At 55.6% G+C, this 15,807-nt stretch carries 10 protein-coding genes and 1 pseudogene; 3 read left to right on the forward strand and 8 right to left on the reverse strand.

Features of this window, described 5'->3' with window-relative positions; all coding sequences use genetic code 11:
* Window positions 1–108: 108 nt before the first annotated feature.
* Entirely contained in the window at window positions 109–330 is a 222-nt protein-coding gene (locus tag ACLD72_RS04010; RefSeq protein WP_458475568.1) for a hypothetical protein, read from the reverse strand.
* A gap of 152 nt (window positions 331–482) precedes the next feature.
* Window positions 483–671: pseudogene (locus tag ACLD72_RS04015) on the reverse strand (IS4 family transposase); the annotation flags it as partial.
* A gap of 597 nt (window positions 672–1,268) precedes the next feature.
* Between ACLD72_RS04015 and ACLD72_RS04020 the strand changes: the two are divergent.
* A complete protein-coding gene (locus tag ACLD72_RS04020) occupies window positions 1,269–2,171 on the forward strand; it encodes a transposase (RefSeq protein ID WP_458475569.1) in 903 nt (300 codons plus the stop codon).
* Between the two features lie 845 nt (window positions 2,172–3,016).
* On the opposite strand, the gene ACLD72_RS04025 is transcribed toward ACLD72_RS04020, so the two are convergent.
* Together ACLD72_RS04025 and ACLD72_RS04030 are read right to left on the reverse strand one after the other, a co-directional pair.
* Complete coding sequence (locus ACLD72_RS04025) at window positions 3,017–3,802, reverse strand: helix-turn-helix domain-containing protein (protein ID WP_410996036.1); 786 nt, start codon at window positions 3,800–3,802, stop codon at window positions 3,017–3,019.
* 58 nt (window positions 3,803–3,860) lie between these two features.
* A complete protein-coding gene (locus ACLD72_RS04030) occupies window positions 3,861–5,543 on the reverse strand; it encodes a PLP-dependent aminotransferase family protein (protein WP_410996038.1) in 1,683 nt (560 codons plus the stop codon).
* Between the two features lie 426 nt (window positions 5,544–5,969).
* Here ACLD72_RS04030 and ACLD72_RS04035 point away from each other — a divergent pair, with 426 nt between their 5' ends.
* The gene (locus ACLD72_RS04035; RefSeq protein WP_410996039.1) at window positions 5,970–6,590 is read left to right on the forward strand and encodes a pyridoxamine 5'-phosphate oxidase family protein; all 621 of its coding nucleotides are present in this window, start codon (window positions 5,970–5,972) and stop codon (window positions 6,588–6,590) included.
* 111 nt (window positions 6,591–6,701) lie between these two features.
* Window positions 6,702–8,000: an aminotransferase class I/II-fold pyridoxal phosphate-dependent enzyme gene (locus ACLD72_RS04040; protein ID WP_251591186.1), complete on the forward strand. Its 1,299-nt coding sequence runs from the start codon at window positions 6,702–6,704 to the stop codon at window positions 7,998–8,000.
* 77 nt (window positions 8,001–8,077) lie between these two features.
* Here the strand turns inward: ACLD72_RS04040 and ACLD72_RS04045 are convergent, their stop codons facing one another.
* The 4 genes from ACLD72_RS04045 to ACLD72_RS04060 form a co-directional block, all read right to left on the reverse strand.
* On the reverse strand, window positions 8,078–9,295 hold the full coding sequence (locus ACLD72_RS04045) for an ABC transporter permease (protein ID WP_410996041.1): 1,218 nt from the start codon (window positions 9,293–9,295) through the stop codon (window positions 8,078–8,080).
* Between the two features lie 3 nt (window positions 9,296–9,298).
* Window positions 9,299–10,036, reverse strand: coding sequence for an ABC transporter ATP-binding protein (locus tag ACLD72_RS04050; RefSeq protein ID WP_410996503.1), 738 nt, complete (start codon window positions 10,034–10,036; stop codon window positions 9,299–9,301).
* Between the two features lie 90 nt (window positions 10,037–10,126).
* A complete protein-coding gene (locus ACLD72_RS04055; protein WP_410996043.1) occupies window positions 10,127–11,653 on the reverse strand; it encodes a DEAD/DEAH box helicase in 1,527 nt (508 codons plus the stop codon).
* Window positions 11,654–12,288: 635 nt separating this feature from the next.
* Entirely contained in the window at window positions 12,289–15,780 is a 3,492-nt protein-coding gene (locus tag ACLD72_RS04060) for a carbohydrate binding domain-containing protein (RefSeq protein ID WP_458475570.1), read from the reverse strand.
* Window positions 15,781–15,807 lie beyond the last annotated feature (27 nt).

Here is a 15,807-nt window from a genome sequence, read left to right on the forward strand (position 1 = left end):
TTGGCGGAACGGTTCATTTTTTTATGCGACATCAGGCTGCGTACACCCCTTGTCCGGAGTTTCAGTTTCCAATATCCAATCTCATACTCCAGCTCCCACTTTTGCCGCCTAATTGAGACGTCTGATAATCTGCCGAATTTTCTCGATCCCGATAAAAACAACGGCAGCGACGATCACAAATAATATCATATCGAACATGGTTTTAAAAATGACCGCGGGGACGGATGTATTATTGAACGGGTACCGAAAAAAAGCGAGCTGCCTATAGGTTAAATCGCTAACGATATGGGCCAGCAAAAATTGCAGGGCAAACTTCCAAAGCGATTTCATATGATCATTTCATTCCTTTTATGCTTAAGGGTATGGTCTCTCTATTTCTTTTATCAGCATACCTGACTATCCTTACATCCCCCTGTCGCCAACCTTAAATTAATCTTAAGAACTCAACTTTCGCAGCAAAAAATCGGCAGGTAAGCCTTGATTTAGCTGGGTAAAGCAGCAATCCATTCCATTGCCGGAGTTGACGCTGAATCAGAGGCGGACAGTGTCTTCCCGGCTTTTTGGGCTACTTCGTTGATCAAGTCGAGCAACTGCTGTAAGGTAGCCAGCCAATCGAGTGTGCCGACTTCGCCGCACAGCAAATAAAACAAGCCGCCGAAGGAGCGTGCATTGTACTTTGCCGACGCTTTCACGCCAGCAAGATATGGCTGGGGCTAAAGTAGTGCGAAGTGGAGGGGCAAAAAGGTGTAGCCGTTCGATCAGTCCATCGTGAGCATAGGAGGTCCCTTGTAAAACGTGCCGGTGGCATGATCTCTAAATCGCACAAGCAACTCGACCGCTTTGCTGCGATTCCGCTCAAACATGGAAGCACGGAAGAGCCAACGATGAAGAGGGCGCCACGATCCGCCGAGGTCAGCACCATCTACCTTTTGCACCGCATCCGTTTCGAGCAGTGTCACAAATCGACGCCAGGTGAGGGGCTGTCTAAAGGGTTCGTGTCTTGGAGTCTTGGTGTCTTGGAGTCTTGGTACCTTGGTGCCTTGGTGTCCCTGCCTGCAGCCTTTGCACGATTATCCCTTTCGTTCAGAGAGCAGGGAGTAGGGGGTGGGGCTAGATCAAGGGTTCCTAAAAAAGAGAGAAGAAAAAGAGATGAGGAAAAAATGAGGCGGTTCAGGTGAGATTTTCGACTTGATAAAGGAACGTATGTTCGGTATAATGAAGTAAATCGAACGTGAGTTCGTAAATTCTTGATTCGGGGGCGAGCGACCATGGAGGCCAATGCGGGAACGGAACTTCAACCATTCAGCAGCCGTTATAACAGCGAGCAGGCCTGCATGGAGGCGCTGATCGCGATGAAGTGGCCGAACGGCTTCGTCTGCCCGCGCTGCGCTCACACCCGGTGCAGTCGTCTGACCTCCCGGCATATCCCCTTGTTCGAGTGCGGAAAGTGCAAGCATCAAACGTCTGCTTTGGTCGGTACGATTTTTGAAGGAACACATTTGCCCCTGCTCAAGTGGTTCGAGGCCCTGGATTTGTTCCTGCTTGAGGGCGGCATCTCGGCGCTGCGGCTAAGCCAGGTGATCCGGGTCACCTACAAAACCGCCTGGTTGATGCTGCACAAAATACGCCATGCCGTCGGAGAGTTCGATGCCCGGGAACTGCTCTACGGAGACGTGAAGGTGAACAGCGATTTGTATGGGCGTAACCCGTCCCGGTGTCAGTTTTCGCATCCGTATGCCTCGGCGGTCATAGCGGGATGCACGGTGACGGAGTCGGGCGAGCCGGAGCAGGTCAAAATCCGCCTGGTGCCTCATAAGAGAGGAGACGGGAAAAGGGCAAACCGTCACGAACTCGCTGCGTTCATCAACGGGCATGTGGATGTCCGTACATCGGTAGTACAGTCGTTCCCTCTAGCCTTTCGTCTGTATGCGCCCTTGCGGAAAGTGGTGAGAGAAGCGTGGGAAACGCTGAAGAGTACATATATAGCCTTGGGACTAAAGCATCTGCAGGCGTACCTAAACGAGTATACCGGACGCCGCTGGCTGCACCTGCCCGGAGCGGAAGAAACAATGCGGCAGAAGTTACTGCGCATGTGTGTGGCGATTCCGGCGATCCCTTACCGCCGGCTGATCGCACGCCAACCGAATCAGCCCCTTGCGGATGCGGCCTGATCGAGACGCTGGAACGGCGAGGGGAGTTTGATGCAGATCAACTTAATGGGTAGGGGTTAGCTTAATACGGATCAACTTGATTGGTGTGAATTAGCATGAACAGTGCGGGCGTTGCTGCAGATGGAAGGGTTCAGGCTACAGCAAAATCACGGTCTTTTCGTTTCCATTGCGTCTTGTCCTTGATCTCCTGTCCTAATCTCTTGTCTTGATCTCTTGTCTTGATCTCTTGTCCGGTCTGTTTCACCTCCCCTAAACCTGATTCCTTCTCCTAAGCCCGTCTAAATGATCTCGAACCTATCTGCTTCTCCACCAAATATTTTCTTCTCCCGAGCTTGTCTGTTTCTCTGCTACCCTGATCAAACGGGATAATCGTGCAAAGTCTCTGGACAGTGAGTGTTGATCTGCCGCCCACCCCAAGAAAAGAATACTTTTAATCGTTCGGTAGTTGATTTAGGTCGGGCTGATGTCTATAACAATGAAAGACACCTCTTCTGTCCGAATCGTAGAAGCTCGTCACTCTCGCTTTACCAAACAAAGCGGTGTTTTTCTATTTTGCCAGCCGCCTTTCTTATTTCTTTGAATACCTTCAGTTCAAGGACTCAAGCTGATTTTTGCTCTGCGAATATTGAGTTAAGAAAAAGATTCACGGGCGAATGTTAGAAACAACAAGGGAGAAATGTTTATACCACGACGGAGAAGCAGGGCATCAGGAAGGGAATAAAACAGCGGAGGTGCGTAGACAAGAGGTCGGGCAAGGCCTTCAAAGCGGATTGCGGCATTATCCGTCAAAATAGCAAAAAACCCGGTACTCCTTAAAAATCCTTAAGGTAACCGGGGCGCTTTTGTTATCTGATTTCCGACGGGCTTTTGCCGGTATACTGCTTGAATTGGCGGCTGAAAAAGAAAATGTCCCGGTAACCAAGCGCGTCGGCCACCTCGGTGACGTTCATACCGGCATGCAGCAGCAGGTGCTGGGCGCGGTCGATCCGCGATTTGATGATGTACGATTGAACGGACATCCCGATGATTTCCTTGAACTTGATCGAAAAATAACGTGGGGACAACCCAGCCCGCGCCGCCAGGTCCTGCACTTTGTGGGGCAAGCCTGGATGCTGGAGCACGTAGTTGGCTACCTCATGAATCACCTCGTGCAGCTGGTTGCTGACTTTTTTCTCCGTCGGCACCTGGCGCTCCTCGCGCAGCAACTGAATAAGCAGCTGTTTGAGGATGAGCCGCGCTTCCTCTTCGGCGGCGTAAGCCTTCACCAGAAACAGGCGGACATAACGGGACAGCATGTATTCAAAATCGAGGGTATCTTCAAGCACGCGGTAAGGTCCCGGCACTTCGCTCACCGGTTCATTGACGTCGAAATGGATATACGTGAGGATAAGCGGACGCTGCGGATTATGCGTGGCGCTCGTATGGTCCCCTTTCCGGAAAAGAAAGCAGCTTCCTTTGCTGACGGGAATCGGCTGGTCGTTCAGGACAACCGTTCCTTCGCCGCTCCAAACGTAAAACAGGTCGTAGTTATCCAGCGGTTTATCGCGCTTGTGCCATTTCCAACCGGGCTCGCACACGATTTTGGCAAAAGCCGGCTTCAATACAAACGAAGACGGTGAAACGTGAAGCATGTCCTTCCCTCCCGAAAAAAAATCCCTAAAGATGGATGTTTATGCTTTTATTATACCCTTAATTCCCGTTCTCTTGAATATCTATCCACGCTGCTTGCATACGGTTCACTCCTTCGAGCAATGTTTCCTCGTCCAAATGGGCAAAACAAAAGCAAGCGGCCGGCTCTCCCGGGGTCAACCGGTAGATGGCAGCGTCGCGGAACAACACGCCCCGCCGGTTCGCCGCGGTCTGAAAAGCGCGGTATTCCTCCGGCGACCTCTGCCAAAGCGCGTACATCAGCAGCCCGGCGTCGGCCGGCTGGAGCCGGAACAGGCCGCCCAGCTCGCTTTCCAGCCGGATGCGGAACGCTTCCTGCTTGGCGCCGTAATAGCGCCGCATCCGGCGCAGATGGCGGTCATAGCCGCCCGTTCGCATGAACCGGGCCAGCGCCCGCTGCTCCAGCCGCGCCGGGGGCGCCGGCTCGTAGAGCGCCTTGGCGCTCGCCAGCGGCCGCACCAGACTGTGCGGCAGCACCGCGTAGCCGATCCGCAAGGCAGCGAACATCGTCTTGGAAAAGGAGCCAATGTAAATGACGCGCTCCTCCTGGTCCAGCGCCTTCAGCGGCTCCAGCGGGCGGCCGCCCCAGCGGAACTCGCTGTCATAGTCGTCCTCGACGATGACAGCGTTCCGCCGCGACGCCCATTTCAGCAGCTCGCGCCGCCGGGCGTGGGAGAGCACGACGCCGGTCGGGAACTGCCGACCCGGCGTCACGAACAGCAGCCGCGCGTCCCAATCGCGCGGTACGATCCCCTGGCCGTCCAGCTGCGCCGGGACGGCCACGCCTCCGCAGGCGGCGACCGCCCGGGCGATCCCGTAGTAACATGGATCTTCCAGCACGGCCGGTTCGCCTTCCCCCAGCAGCAGCTGGGTCAGCAGCATGATCGCCTGCATCGAGCCGTTGAACAGGCAGATTTGCTCCGCATCTGCCGAGATGCCCCGGCTGCGCCGCAAATGCGCGGCGATCGCCTGGCGTAGCTCCAGCTCGCCGAGCGGGTCCATGCCGGTGTGGCCGGGACCAGCGCTCTCCCAGGCCGTACCGCCTATATCAGCGCGCTCCGGCCCCCAACGCCCTGTGTCAGCGCGGCTCCCCCCGCCAGCTCCGGCCAAGCCGGCTGCGCCCGTACCGCTTACACTCGTACCGCTCACGCCCGCAACGCGGCCGCCGGACCTGCCGCGCGCCGCCCAGGCGAGCGCGCTTTTCCACTCGGCGGCCGGAAACCCCGCTGCCCACGGTCCGCTGTCGCGGTAAGAGATCACGCCGTCCGGCTCCGGCGAAGCCAAGGCTGCGGCCGCCCCAGCCGGCAACCGGCCGCCGCCCCCCGCTTCCCCGCCTGCAGGCCCGGCGCCTCTTTGCTCCCCGGTCCGGTCCATCACCGACATCACGCGTCGCCCCCATGGCGACAAAACGACCTGGGCCATGCGGTCTGAAGTCTCCTGGCGGGATGCGACCATCCCGGTGACGAACGTCCCGCCGCCTATGATCGTGCTGACGTAGCCTTCCGCGTGCAGCATATCGTAAGCCTGGGAGACGCTCCCGCGCGACAGGCCGTACATCGCCGCCAGCTCGCGGGTGGCCGGCAACCGCGTTCCTTCCGGAAGCGTCCCGTTATGAATAGCGTCACGGAGCGCATGATACAAGGCTAAATATTTATAGCGGTATTTATCGCTGAACGATTGTAAAGCTATCGTAAAATCAGGCATTTTCAATGTCTCCTCCCGGTCGCATAATACTCTATGGCTGCTAGAAGAACGATCCGGCAATCTAGCCGATCCTAACGGACACCAGCGCCATTATTTCGATGAAATCAGCAGTTTTCAAAATGTAACGGACACCACTGACCTTAATCGGCATTTCTGTGCACATATCCGGCCTTTTTCGAGCAAATAGCGACACTCCTGTCCGTTAGAAATAAAAACGGTGTCTTTTCTGGCAAATAAGGGCGCTCATGTCCGTTAGCAACCATGCGGCCGGAGCTGACGACCCAGCGGTTGCCATAATTCCTTCAGGAACAGTCCACCAGTTCCCTTACTTTTAAATTGGACTATTAATTTAAATGTAAATTGGTTCTTTTTTAATGTCAATTTGCGGCGTATGCTGAATGTCAAAACGAGCAGGGAGCGAACCATATGCGCAGAAAAGAATTTGCAATGCAGGATGAAACGGAAATCCAAGAGTTTTTGCGGGAGATGAGCTACGGCTTTCTCGGCACCGTCGGCGAAGACGGCTGGAGCCGGGTGACTCCGCTGAATTTTGTATATGACGGACGGTTCTTTTATTTTCACGGCAGCCTGGCCGGGGAAAAAATGAAGCAGCTTGCCCGCGATCCCCGGGTCAGCTTCACCGTGGCGAAGGAGTATGCGATTATTCCGTCTTATTTTACCGACCCGCTGCTGGCTTGTCCGGCTTCCGCTTTTTTCAAAAGCGTGATGGTCCGCGGAAGGGTGGAAAAGGTCGAAGACGCCCGGGAAAAAGCGGATGCGTTCACTTTGTTTATGGAAAAGCTCCAGCCCGAAGGCGGCTATAACCCGATCGATCCGGCCGACCCTAAATATGCGGGGCAGCTCAAGGCGGTGGCGCTATGCCGGATCGTCCCGGAAACGATGACCGCCAAATTCAAATTCGGGCAAAACCAGAGCGAAGCGAAGTTTGAGGCCGTGGTCGAAGGGCTGCGGGAGCGAGGCGGCGAGCTGGACGCGGAAACGATCCGCCATATGGAAAAATACTGTCCGTTTCACCGCGAAAAATAGGCCGCTGCGGCGGTTTTAGATCGTGACTCGTTCTGATCGAAATGATATAATGTTAGGCAGTTTAAGACGGTACTGCCCTAAATTATTAAACGGATCGGAAGGATGAATGTGATGAACCCACTTGCGGAGCAGTTAAACGAGAACATCAAATCGGGGAACAGCCACGTGTACGACATGCTGTCGGGGCTGGGCAAGGAAATTTATTTTCCGAAGGAGGGCATTTTGAGCCAATCTGCCGAAGCTTCAGCCCAAGCGAAAAAATATAACGCCACGATCGGCATCGCTACGGAAAACGGAGGGCCAATGCACCTGGCGGCGATCCAGGATACATTGTCCGCCTATAAGCCGCAGGATCTGTACCCTTACGCACCGCCGGCGGGCAAACCGGAGCTGCGCAAAGTTTGGCGCGCCAAAATGCTGCAGGAGAACCCGTCGCTTGCGGGCAAAAGCTTCGGCAATCCGATCGCGACGAACGCGCTGACCCACGGGCTCAGCATCGTCGCCGACCTGTTGGTTGATGAGGGTGATGCGGTTATTTTTCCAGATAAAAACTGGGAGAACTACGAGCTGACTTTCGGCATCCGCCGTCATGCCCGGATCGTCAACTTCCCCTTGTTTACCGATGAGATGACGTTTAACAGCGCCGGCTTGAAAGAAGCTCTGCTCGCCCAAAAGGACAAGGGCAAAGCGGTCGTCATCCTGAACTTCCCGAACAACCCGACCGGATATACGCCCGGCGCAAAGGAAGGCGGGGAGATCGTCGATGCGATCCAGGCTGCCGCCGAAGCCGGGATTAACGTCGTTGTCGTCACCGATGACGCGTATTTTGGTCTGTTTTTCGAGGAATCGTTGAAGGAATCGCTGTTCGGCAAGCTGGCCGGCTTGCATCCGCGGATTTTGCCGGTGAAGATCGACGGGGCGACCAAAGAGGAATATGTCTGGGGCTTCCGCGTCGGGTTCATCACATTCGCGGCGGACGACGAAGCGCTGCTCGCCGCCCTGGAGCAAAAAACCCTTGGCATCATCCGCGCTACCATTTCCAGCGGACCGCATCCTTCGCAGACGTTTGTGCTGAAGGCGTTGCAGTCGCCGGAGTTCGAAGCGCAGAAGGCAGCGAAATTCAAGGCGATGAAAGGCCGCGCCAACAAGGTCAAAGCGCTGCTGGACAGCGGCAAATACGGGGATGTTTGGGAATATTACCCGTTTAATTCGGGTTACTTCATGTGCCTGAAGCTGAAGACCGTGTCGGCCGAGGCGCTGCGCCAGCATTTGATTCACCAATACGGCGTTGGCACGATCGCGCTCGGCGAAACCGATCTGCGCATCGCATTCTCCTGCATCGCGGAAGAAAATCTGGAGGAATTGTTTGATTTGATCTACCAAGGCGTACAGGATCTGCAGGCAAAATAGTCATTTTGCCGTTCCATTTCATAAGTAATGGCCCGTATTCCCGGTTTGCAGGAGTACGGGCCATTTTCGGTTCGACTTTAATCGTCCAGCTCTTCTTCTTGCCATTTGCGGGACCAAATGCTGCGAAGCGCCCAGGCAAACGCCAGGCCGGCGGCGAGGCTGCCGAACGTAAGCGCCGCGTCTCCGCCGGGAGACAGGACCATCGGCAGCCAGAGCAGCACGGCCAACGCGAACAGCAGGCGCGAGGTGATGCGCAGCGCGGCAGCCTTTCTGGCCCCGGGCGGAAGCGGATAAAAGGAAGCCGCCGGGGAATCGCGATGCGCATGGCGCAGGGATGCTAGCTGGGTTCCCGTTAAGAACACGAACAACAAATACAAAACCGCTCCCAGCCAGGTCTGCTCATTCCAGCCGACGAGCAGGAGGCCGAGCAGCGTTAGCCGGATCAAAATGCCCAGCAGCTCGCTGCGGACAAAGGTTTTGATCAGCAGGTAGCGGTAAGCGGCCGCAGGCGTCCAGGGCGTGCGGTTGCCGGCCGCGGATAACCAGCGGCGCCGGATCACCTTTTGCCCTTCCGCCGGAACGTCCACGAACCAGCCGAGCAGCAGCATCACCTTGGCTTCGTTCGATTTTTCCGCTGCGATCAGGTTGTCCCATGGCACGGCATGCTTCATCGGAAAGCGCAGCACGAGCACATAATTCAGACTGACGAGCAGCGTAAACAAGGCGCTTTTCCAAGCGGGCTGCCATAGCCACGCCGCGATGATCAGCAGGATGAAGCACCAGCGCAGCAGGCGGTAGCCCGTTCTGGCCCGCGCTGTCGTAATGCGCAGCTCCTGCCATGCGCCATAAGCGCTTAACGCTTTGAGCAGCAGCAGGATGAGCATCATCAGCCACAGCGGATGCACGATTTCGGAGCTTCGTATGTAAAGCGGCCAAACAAGCAGCAGCACGATATACAACCCGATCAGCTTATAAATAATACCGCTGCGGAATGCGGGGGACAAATATTCCTTCATCCGCGTCTCCTGCGGCAGCAGGAAAATCACGTCCGCCGGCTGAATGTAAGTGCGAAACCCGGAATAAACCGTCAGCGGGCCAAGTAAAAGCAGCATGATCCAGGCGATCGGCAGACCGGGGGGAAGATTTTGCAAAAAATTCGTATACCAGGCGGAAAAAGCAATGATCAGCAGGAGCAGCAGCACGGCGACGCCGCTTTGGAACACATAGGGCAAATACGGGAGCACTTTGCCCCAAAACGCCGCTTTGCGCCGGCTCCGCAGCGCTCTAAGTTCCATAGGCTACTCTCCGTCCTTCACTAAAGCGTAAAAAATCGATTCCAGCGCGGCCCCCGGCATGCGGGCTTGCTCCCCGATTTCGGCCAGCGTTCCTTGCGCGATCACCTTCCCGCGGTGCAAAACGATAAAACGGTCGCAATAGTTTTCGATGGTCGACAGGATGTGCGAGCTCAGCAAAATCGACGCCCCGCTCTCCTTCATCTCCAGCATAAAGTCAAGCAGCGAGCGAATTCCCAGCGGGTCCAGCCCGAGAAAAGGCTCGTCGATAATGTACAGCGGCGGCCGGGCGACAAAGGCGCACATAATCATCACCTTCTGCTTCATGCCTTTGGAGAGATGCATCGACAGACTGTCGGCTTTCTCCTCCATGCGGAACAGCTTCAGCAGCCGCTCCGCTCTGTCTTGGTAATCCTCGGGGCCGACTCCGTAAGCCCTGGCGGTGAATTCCAGGTGCTCTTTCACGGTTAATTCTTCATACAGCAGCGGGGATTCCGGGACAAACGCGAGCGAAGACTGATACGCTTCAGGCGCCTCTTCCCGCGTCTTGCCGGTAACATAAATGCCGCCCCGGTGCGGCGCCATCAGCCCGAGAATATGCTTCATCGTCGTGCTTTTGCCAGCGCCGTTCAGGCCGATCAGCCCCACCATTTCGCCCGGCTTAACCTCAAAGCTCACATCATGGAGCACCGGGCGGCCTAGGCTGTATCCCCCGCTTAGCTCCTCAACTTGCAGTATGGGCATTTCACTCAATCTGAACTCCTCCCAACAAAGAAACGCGGAGCCTGAAAAAGCTCCCTGCGTTATATTACTCATCGGTTCCTAAAATCCGCTTTAACCCTGCGGCTTTTTGTTTTTCAGCCACCGCGGGGCGCCTTTGTTCTTACGGTCCTCCAGGCGCTCTTTCTTCCGGTCGCCCGCCGGATTCATCTTGCGCGCTCCCCCGCCAGCCGCCCCGCCGGCCCAAGCGGACGTCGATGCCTTGCGCCCCGAAGCCGTCTGGCTGCCTCGGCCGGTTTTTCCCGTTGCCGAATGTCCGGCGCTCCCGCGGTCGCCACTGTCCGGCTGCGCCAGCCCGGCTGTTTTGCCCCGGCGCCCACCCTCGGCGGGATAGCGGCTGCCGGACGCAGCTCCGGGCCCTTCCGCCGCGTGGCGGCGGGCAGCGCTCACCCCCGCCTTTTTGCCTCCGGACGGATGCCGGTGTCTCCCCGCTGACGGCCGTTCCTCCAGCCCCAGCACTTCGCCCTGATACATCGTCTTCGGCTCGATTTCGATGCCCAGCTCGCGCGAAAACTTGCGCATAATGAACTCTTCCTGCGGCGAGACGATCGAGACGGCCAGGCCGTGCTTACCCATCCGTCCCGTGCGTCCGGCGCGGTGTACATAATGCTCGGCGTCGGCCGGCGGATCCAGATTTACGACCAGGGCGAGGTCCTCGATGTCCAGGCCTCTGGCGGCTACGTCGCTGGCGACAAGCAGGCGGATTTTGCCTTCGCGGAACCGCTTCAGCGTAAGGCTGCGCGCCGCTTTGTCCGCATCGCCGTACAAGGCGCCGGCGCTAAGGCCGATATAGTTCATTTTGCCTTCCACCTCGGCGATCTGGTCGGTGTGGTTAATGAACACGATCGCCCGGGCCGGATCGAAATGCCTTACGATCCGGCGCAGCATGTCGATTTTGTCGCGCGGTTCGCAAACGAAGTAAATATGCTCCAGGCTTTTGGATGTCCGCTGTTCCGGCTCGATCCCGATTTCCGCCGGGTTGTTCATCTCTTTGGCCGCCAGGGACCGGATATCCGGGGTGATCGTCGCGGACAGGAACATCAGCTGCCGGTCGCGCAGCGTCGCGCGCAAAATATGCTCCACGTCGGCCGTGCCCCCGAGTTTGAACATCTGATCGGCTTCGTCCACGACCAAGGTTTTTAGCGTGTGCAGCTTCAGCTTGCGGAGCGCTAGGATCTCCCGGATGCGTCCCGGCGTTCCGATCACAAGCTGGGGATGCTGCTTCAGCCGCTCCAGTTGTCTTTTGACGGAGGCTCCGCCAATCAGCGCCTGGGAGAAAATCCCCAGCGCTTCCCCGTATTTTTCCGCCTCCCGCAAGATCTGCATGGCGAGCTCCTGCGTTGGCGCCAGGATCAGGCCCTGCAGCGTTTTGGCTTCCGGATCGATGGACTGCAGGATCGGCAGCAAATAAGCCAGCGTTTTTCCGGTTCCCGTCTGCGATTGCGCAAGTACGTCGCGTCCTTCCAACGCCGCGGGAATGCATTCCGCCTGTACCGGCGAAGGTTCCGTAATGCCATAATCCATCAGCTTCGCGGACAACAGTTCTCCGATTCCAAGCCCGGCAAACGTCGTATTTGTCATATCCATTCATCCTTTTTCATTTATCGTTAATCACTTTTGATCATTGCTTTGAAATGTTAATATTTTCATTATATGCGATATACGCTGGTCACAACAAATAAATACCTCAAGAAAAGCGTCATTCGAGGTACATTTCAGGTGGACAGAGCTCGTTAAGCGGCAGATTTCCTTACGATATAAGGAAGCTGGAGCTTCGAGATCATGCGAAATCTGGACTATGTGTGAAATATGGACTATGTTGCGATATCAGGAATAGAGCGATATCTAGACTTATGCGATTCCGGACTTATGCGAAATATGGGTTGTACCAAATCAGGGGTTATGCCAAATCGGGTCTGCGCCCTGCGTCAACTACTACGAAATGCAAAAGTGCAGGCGGAATTTGTCGAACTCCCTCGAAACAGGTGGTTCAAATGCAAAAGTGCAGTTCATTTCCGGCCAAAAGAACCTTTTTTATTAGATGGCCCCAAATGAGATGTACTTTTGCACTTGATTCGCCCCAAAACGGGAATTTACGAAAAATGAAATGCATTTTTGCCTTTGACTCTGTTAATCTCCTCTACAATTCCAAGAAAAACACCCCTTGCCATGATCCCTCATGACAAAGGGGCATTTTTCGCTCGATTTTCGGTTGTCTAGGCGGACAAACGGCTTACCCATGGGTCGCCGACATGAATTACGCCAGCATGGAGTACTCCAACATGGAGTACGCCGCCGGACTTAGCATCGCTTAAGTTTGACAATGTTTCCGGCGCCGCTTCAAAAGCGGGCGGCTCGGGAACAACCGGCGCCGGCTCGATTTTGGACGCTGGCTCCGGATCCGGTAAAATAGCCGGAAGCGGTGATTCCAGCCCGATCTGATTTTGATTGGGTTCCAAACCGGCGGAACCCTCCGCTTCCTCGGCAGACGCAGGGACGGTCGGCGCGGGCGCGCCCTCCCGTATATTGCCATAGCCGCTGAAAGTCCATGTCCCTATTCCAAAAAAGTAATTTTTACCGTTGTTGCTGTCCCATTGACCACTACCATTGCTAAAGCAGGCTTCCAGCCTTTGCGCCGTTCCGATCTCGACCGTCAGCTTGCTATAACCCGCTACTTCGGACGATTCCATTCGCACGCCCGGTACGGCTGTCCATTCGCCGCCTTCCGGACGGTAGTGCATGTACGGCGTGTTGAAGCCTTCCTTATAGTAAACGGTCACTTGATTGCCAGCGCTCGGATTGGGCGCGCCCTCGGTTATCTTTCCATTCCCGGAATACGTCCAGGTGCCTACCCCGAAGAAGTAGTTCCGCTGATTGTTGCTGTCCCACTGATTATTGCCGTTGTTGAAGGCGGCCTCCAGCCTTTGCGCCGTTCCGATATCGACCGTCAGCTTGCTGTAGCCCGCTGCTTCGGACGATTCCATTCGCACGCCCGGTACGGCTGTCCATTCGCCGCCTTCCGGACGGTAGTGCATGTACGGCGTGTTGAAGCCGTGCTTGTAATATACAGTGACCTGGTTGCCGCCGGTTCCCGCCGGCTTGGTCGTTACTTCCAGCGGATCACTTGACGCGGATACATTGCCCGCAGCATCGCGCGCCTTGACAGAATAAATGTAAACGGTTTCAGGAGAGAGGACTGTATCCGTATACGCGGTTGCCTCCGTGCTTCCGATTTTCTCTGTTCCCCGGAAAATATCATAGGCGGCTACACCGACATTATCGGTTGCAGCGGTCCAGGCGAGGCTTACCGTCCGATCCGTTACCGCAGTCGCGCGGAGGCCGGTCGGAGCCGTCGGCGCTTCCGTGTCCCCTTGACCGTCCGGATTCGAATCATGCCACCGTCCATCATACCAGCCGTCTGCGGTCAGCGGGAAGCCGGGTTGGTTCTGTCCTGGATTTTGTCGTCCTTTATCATCCCTGAATATAACCGTAGCGTTATCCACGCCATCAATCGTATAGGAATACCAGTCTCCCGTCTCTCTCGTCATAACCGGAGCTTCCGCCCAAGTAGGCTCGGCCACCTTAGGCGAAGTTTCATAGAAATACAGGTGAGGCGTTCCCCAGTCAGCGGGCTTTTTGAAATGAACGCTCAGCCCGGCATTCGGATCTTTCTTCGTAAAGATATACTGCTGTGTGGAAACACCATCTTCATTTACGGCATGCATTCTCAAGGTTAGCTTATCGTTGAACTCCATATTTTCGCCAATTGTAATCTCCGTCCCGTCGGTGAAGGCAATCCCCTGCTGCGGATCGCTGCCGTCCAGCGTGTATTTCCCGCTGTCCGCCTTCCTCACCTGCAGCTTAACCGCAAGCGTGTCCGTTTTAAAGTTTCCTCCCGCAGGGTCGGCGAACAACAGCGGCAGCGGGGATTCCCCGATCTGTTCGATCAGGATCAGTCCGTTGGCTCCTGCCGTGAAAGTCGCTGTTCCGCCGCTGACGACCGCCTCGTTTCCGGTATAAGCGTCTCGAACGAGCGTTCCGTCCGGGAACACGGGCGATACGTTGACCGCAGTAGAGCCGGAGGCGTTCATAGCCACGACAACCTTGTCCTCAATGCCGTCCTTGGCATACGTCCGGCTGAACGTATACGGGCTGTCCGCGATTTTGGCGTGCTGGCCCGCTCCAACCGCAATATGGTTGTTCCGGAACTGGCCGACCTTCTGCCAATGGGACAACACGTTCTGATTGATATTGTCCCAATTCATCGATGAACGCGTTCCCTGCTGCGGGTCGGAACCGGTATCCCCAAAAGGTCTGGCGGTTTCGTCGCCGTAGAAGATTTGCACTCCGCCCGGCAGCAGAAGCAGCGCCGTTCCGGCCTGGATCAATCGTCCGCGGTCATACAGACTGGTATCATGCGAAGAGATGTAACTAAGCACGTTAAAGTTCGGATCGTTGTTCAGCTTTGCGGCATAGTCCGAATAGACTCCTTCCGGGGAATTGATATTGGCGCCCTGGAAGCTGAAATTGATAATCGAATCAAAGCCGTAATTAAAATACTCACTTTTGCCGACGCCATGTCCCCAAACTTCCCCGGTCATCCAGAAATCTTCGGTCCAATCCGCGCCCGGTTTGTCCGGGTTGTTCTGCCTCCATCTTTCCAAAGCCGCGCTGGCCTCATTTTTCAATTGTTTCCAGCGGTTTAGTTCCACATGCTTGGCCGTGTCGGCCCGGAATCCGTCAATCCCGAACTCTTCAACCCAGGCCGCCAGCCACTTGACGAGGTAATCCGCCGGAGCCGCGCCAAGGTCTTTTCTTAAAGGAGCCGCCGCGGGAACGATCCACCGCTCATAGCCCGTCGTTTCTTTAGCCCATTTCGTTTTCAAGAGCGGAGCCAGCCCGATGTTGTTCGTCACATTCGTGCGAAAGTCCGGCAAGTTGCCGACAAGTTGCGTAAGATCGTTCGAACCACCAGGCTCGTAACCGGCAATGCCGGCACGTACCCAGGTATTCCACCATTTTGACCAGGCGGAAGCGTCGTTATAGTTAATATAATCATGATAGTTGTGCCAGGTTTGCCCATTGCCCGGAGCCCAGTCTGCGCCGACCGTTTTACTGCCGAACCCGTACTCCTCCATATCCTTTAGCGTGTTGTAGCCGGGATGGTTCATCACGATGTCAAGCACAACCCGGATTCCTTGGGCATGCGCCGTGTCCACAAATTCACGCATATCCTCGATGGTCCCCATGTTGCGATCCATCATCGTGAAATCGAGGGCGTAATAGCCATGATAGCCGTAATGGGCAAAATCCCCGCCATTGCCTCCGCCGACAAACCCGTGAATCTGCTCATAGGGAGCCGAAATCCAGATGGCGTTAACGCCCAAGTCCGTAAAGTAGCCTTCGTTAAGTTTTTGTGTAAGCCCTTTCAAATCCCCGCCGTGGAAAGTTCCGATATTTTTGCCGGTCGCATCCCGGGACGGTCTTCCGTACGAATTATTGTTGCTTGAGTCCCCGTCCTTGAAACGGTCCGTTAAGACAAAATACACGTTGGCGTTATCCCAATTGAATGTTGCCTTCTTGTCGGAGTTGTTTGTTGGAATGGCCGAATCAGCTTGTGCGGAAGGCAGCGGATGGATAAAAAAAGATGTGGCAAAAAACATGACGGCTACGAATAAGGCCGTTATTTTCCGAACTCTCTTATTCATTGCAAGTCCTCCTTCAATTTTTAGGTT

This window comes from Paenibacillus lacisediminis (assembly GCF_046567315.2).

Bases quoted from the DNA above. Each gene is read 5' to 3' on its own strand.
- ACLD72_RS04010 (WP_458475568.1), bottom strand. From the start codon at position 330: ATGAAATCGCTTTGGAAGTTTGCCCTGCAATTTTTGCTGGCCCATATC.
- ACLD72_RS04050 (WP_410996503.1), bottom strand. From the start codon at position 10,036: ATGCCCATACTGCAAGTTGAGGAGCTAAGCGGGGGATACAGCCTAGGC.
- ACLD72_RS04035 (WP_410996039.1), top strand. From the start codon at position 5,970: ATGCGCAGAAAAGAATTTGCAATGCAGGATGAAACGGAAATCCAAGAG.
- ACLD72_RS04055 (WP_410996043.1), bottom strand. From the start codon at position 11,653: ATGACAAATACGACGTTTGCCGGGCTTGGAATCGGAGAACTGTTGTCC.
- ACLD72_RS04020 (WP_458475569.1), top strand. From the start codon at position 1,269: ATGGAGGCCAATGCGGGAACGGAACTTCAACCATTCAGCAGCCGTTAT.
- ACLD72_RS04040 (WP_251591186.1), top strand. From the start codon at position 6,702: ATGAACCCACTTGCGGAGCAGTTAAACGAGAACATCAAATCGGGGAAC.
- ACLD72_RS04025 (WP_410996036.1), bottom strand. From the start codon at position 3,802: ATGCTTCACGTTTCACCGTCTTCGTTTGTATTGAAGCCGGCTTTTGCC.
- ACLD72_RS04060 (WP_458475570.1), bottom strand. From the start codon at position 15,780: ATGAATAAGAGAGTTCGGAAAATAACGGCCTTATTCGTAGCCGTCATG.
- ACLD72_RS04030 (WP_410996038.1), bottom strand. From the start codon at position 5,543: ATGCCTGATTTTACGATAGCTTTACAATCGTTCAGCGATAAATACCGC.
- ACLD72_RS04045 (WP_410996041.1), bottom strand. From the start codon at position 9,295: ATGGAACTTAGAGCGCTGCGGAGCCGGCGCAAAGCGGCGTTTTGGGGC.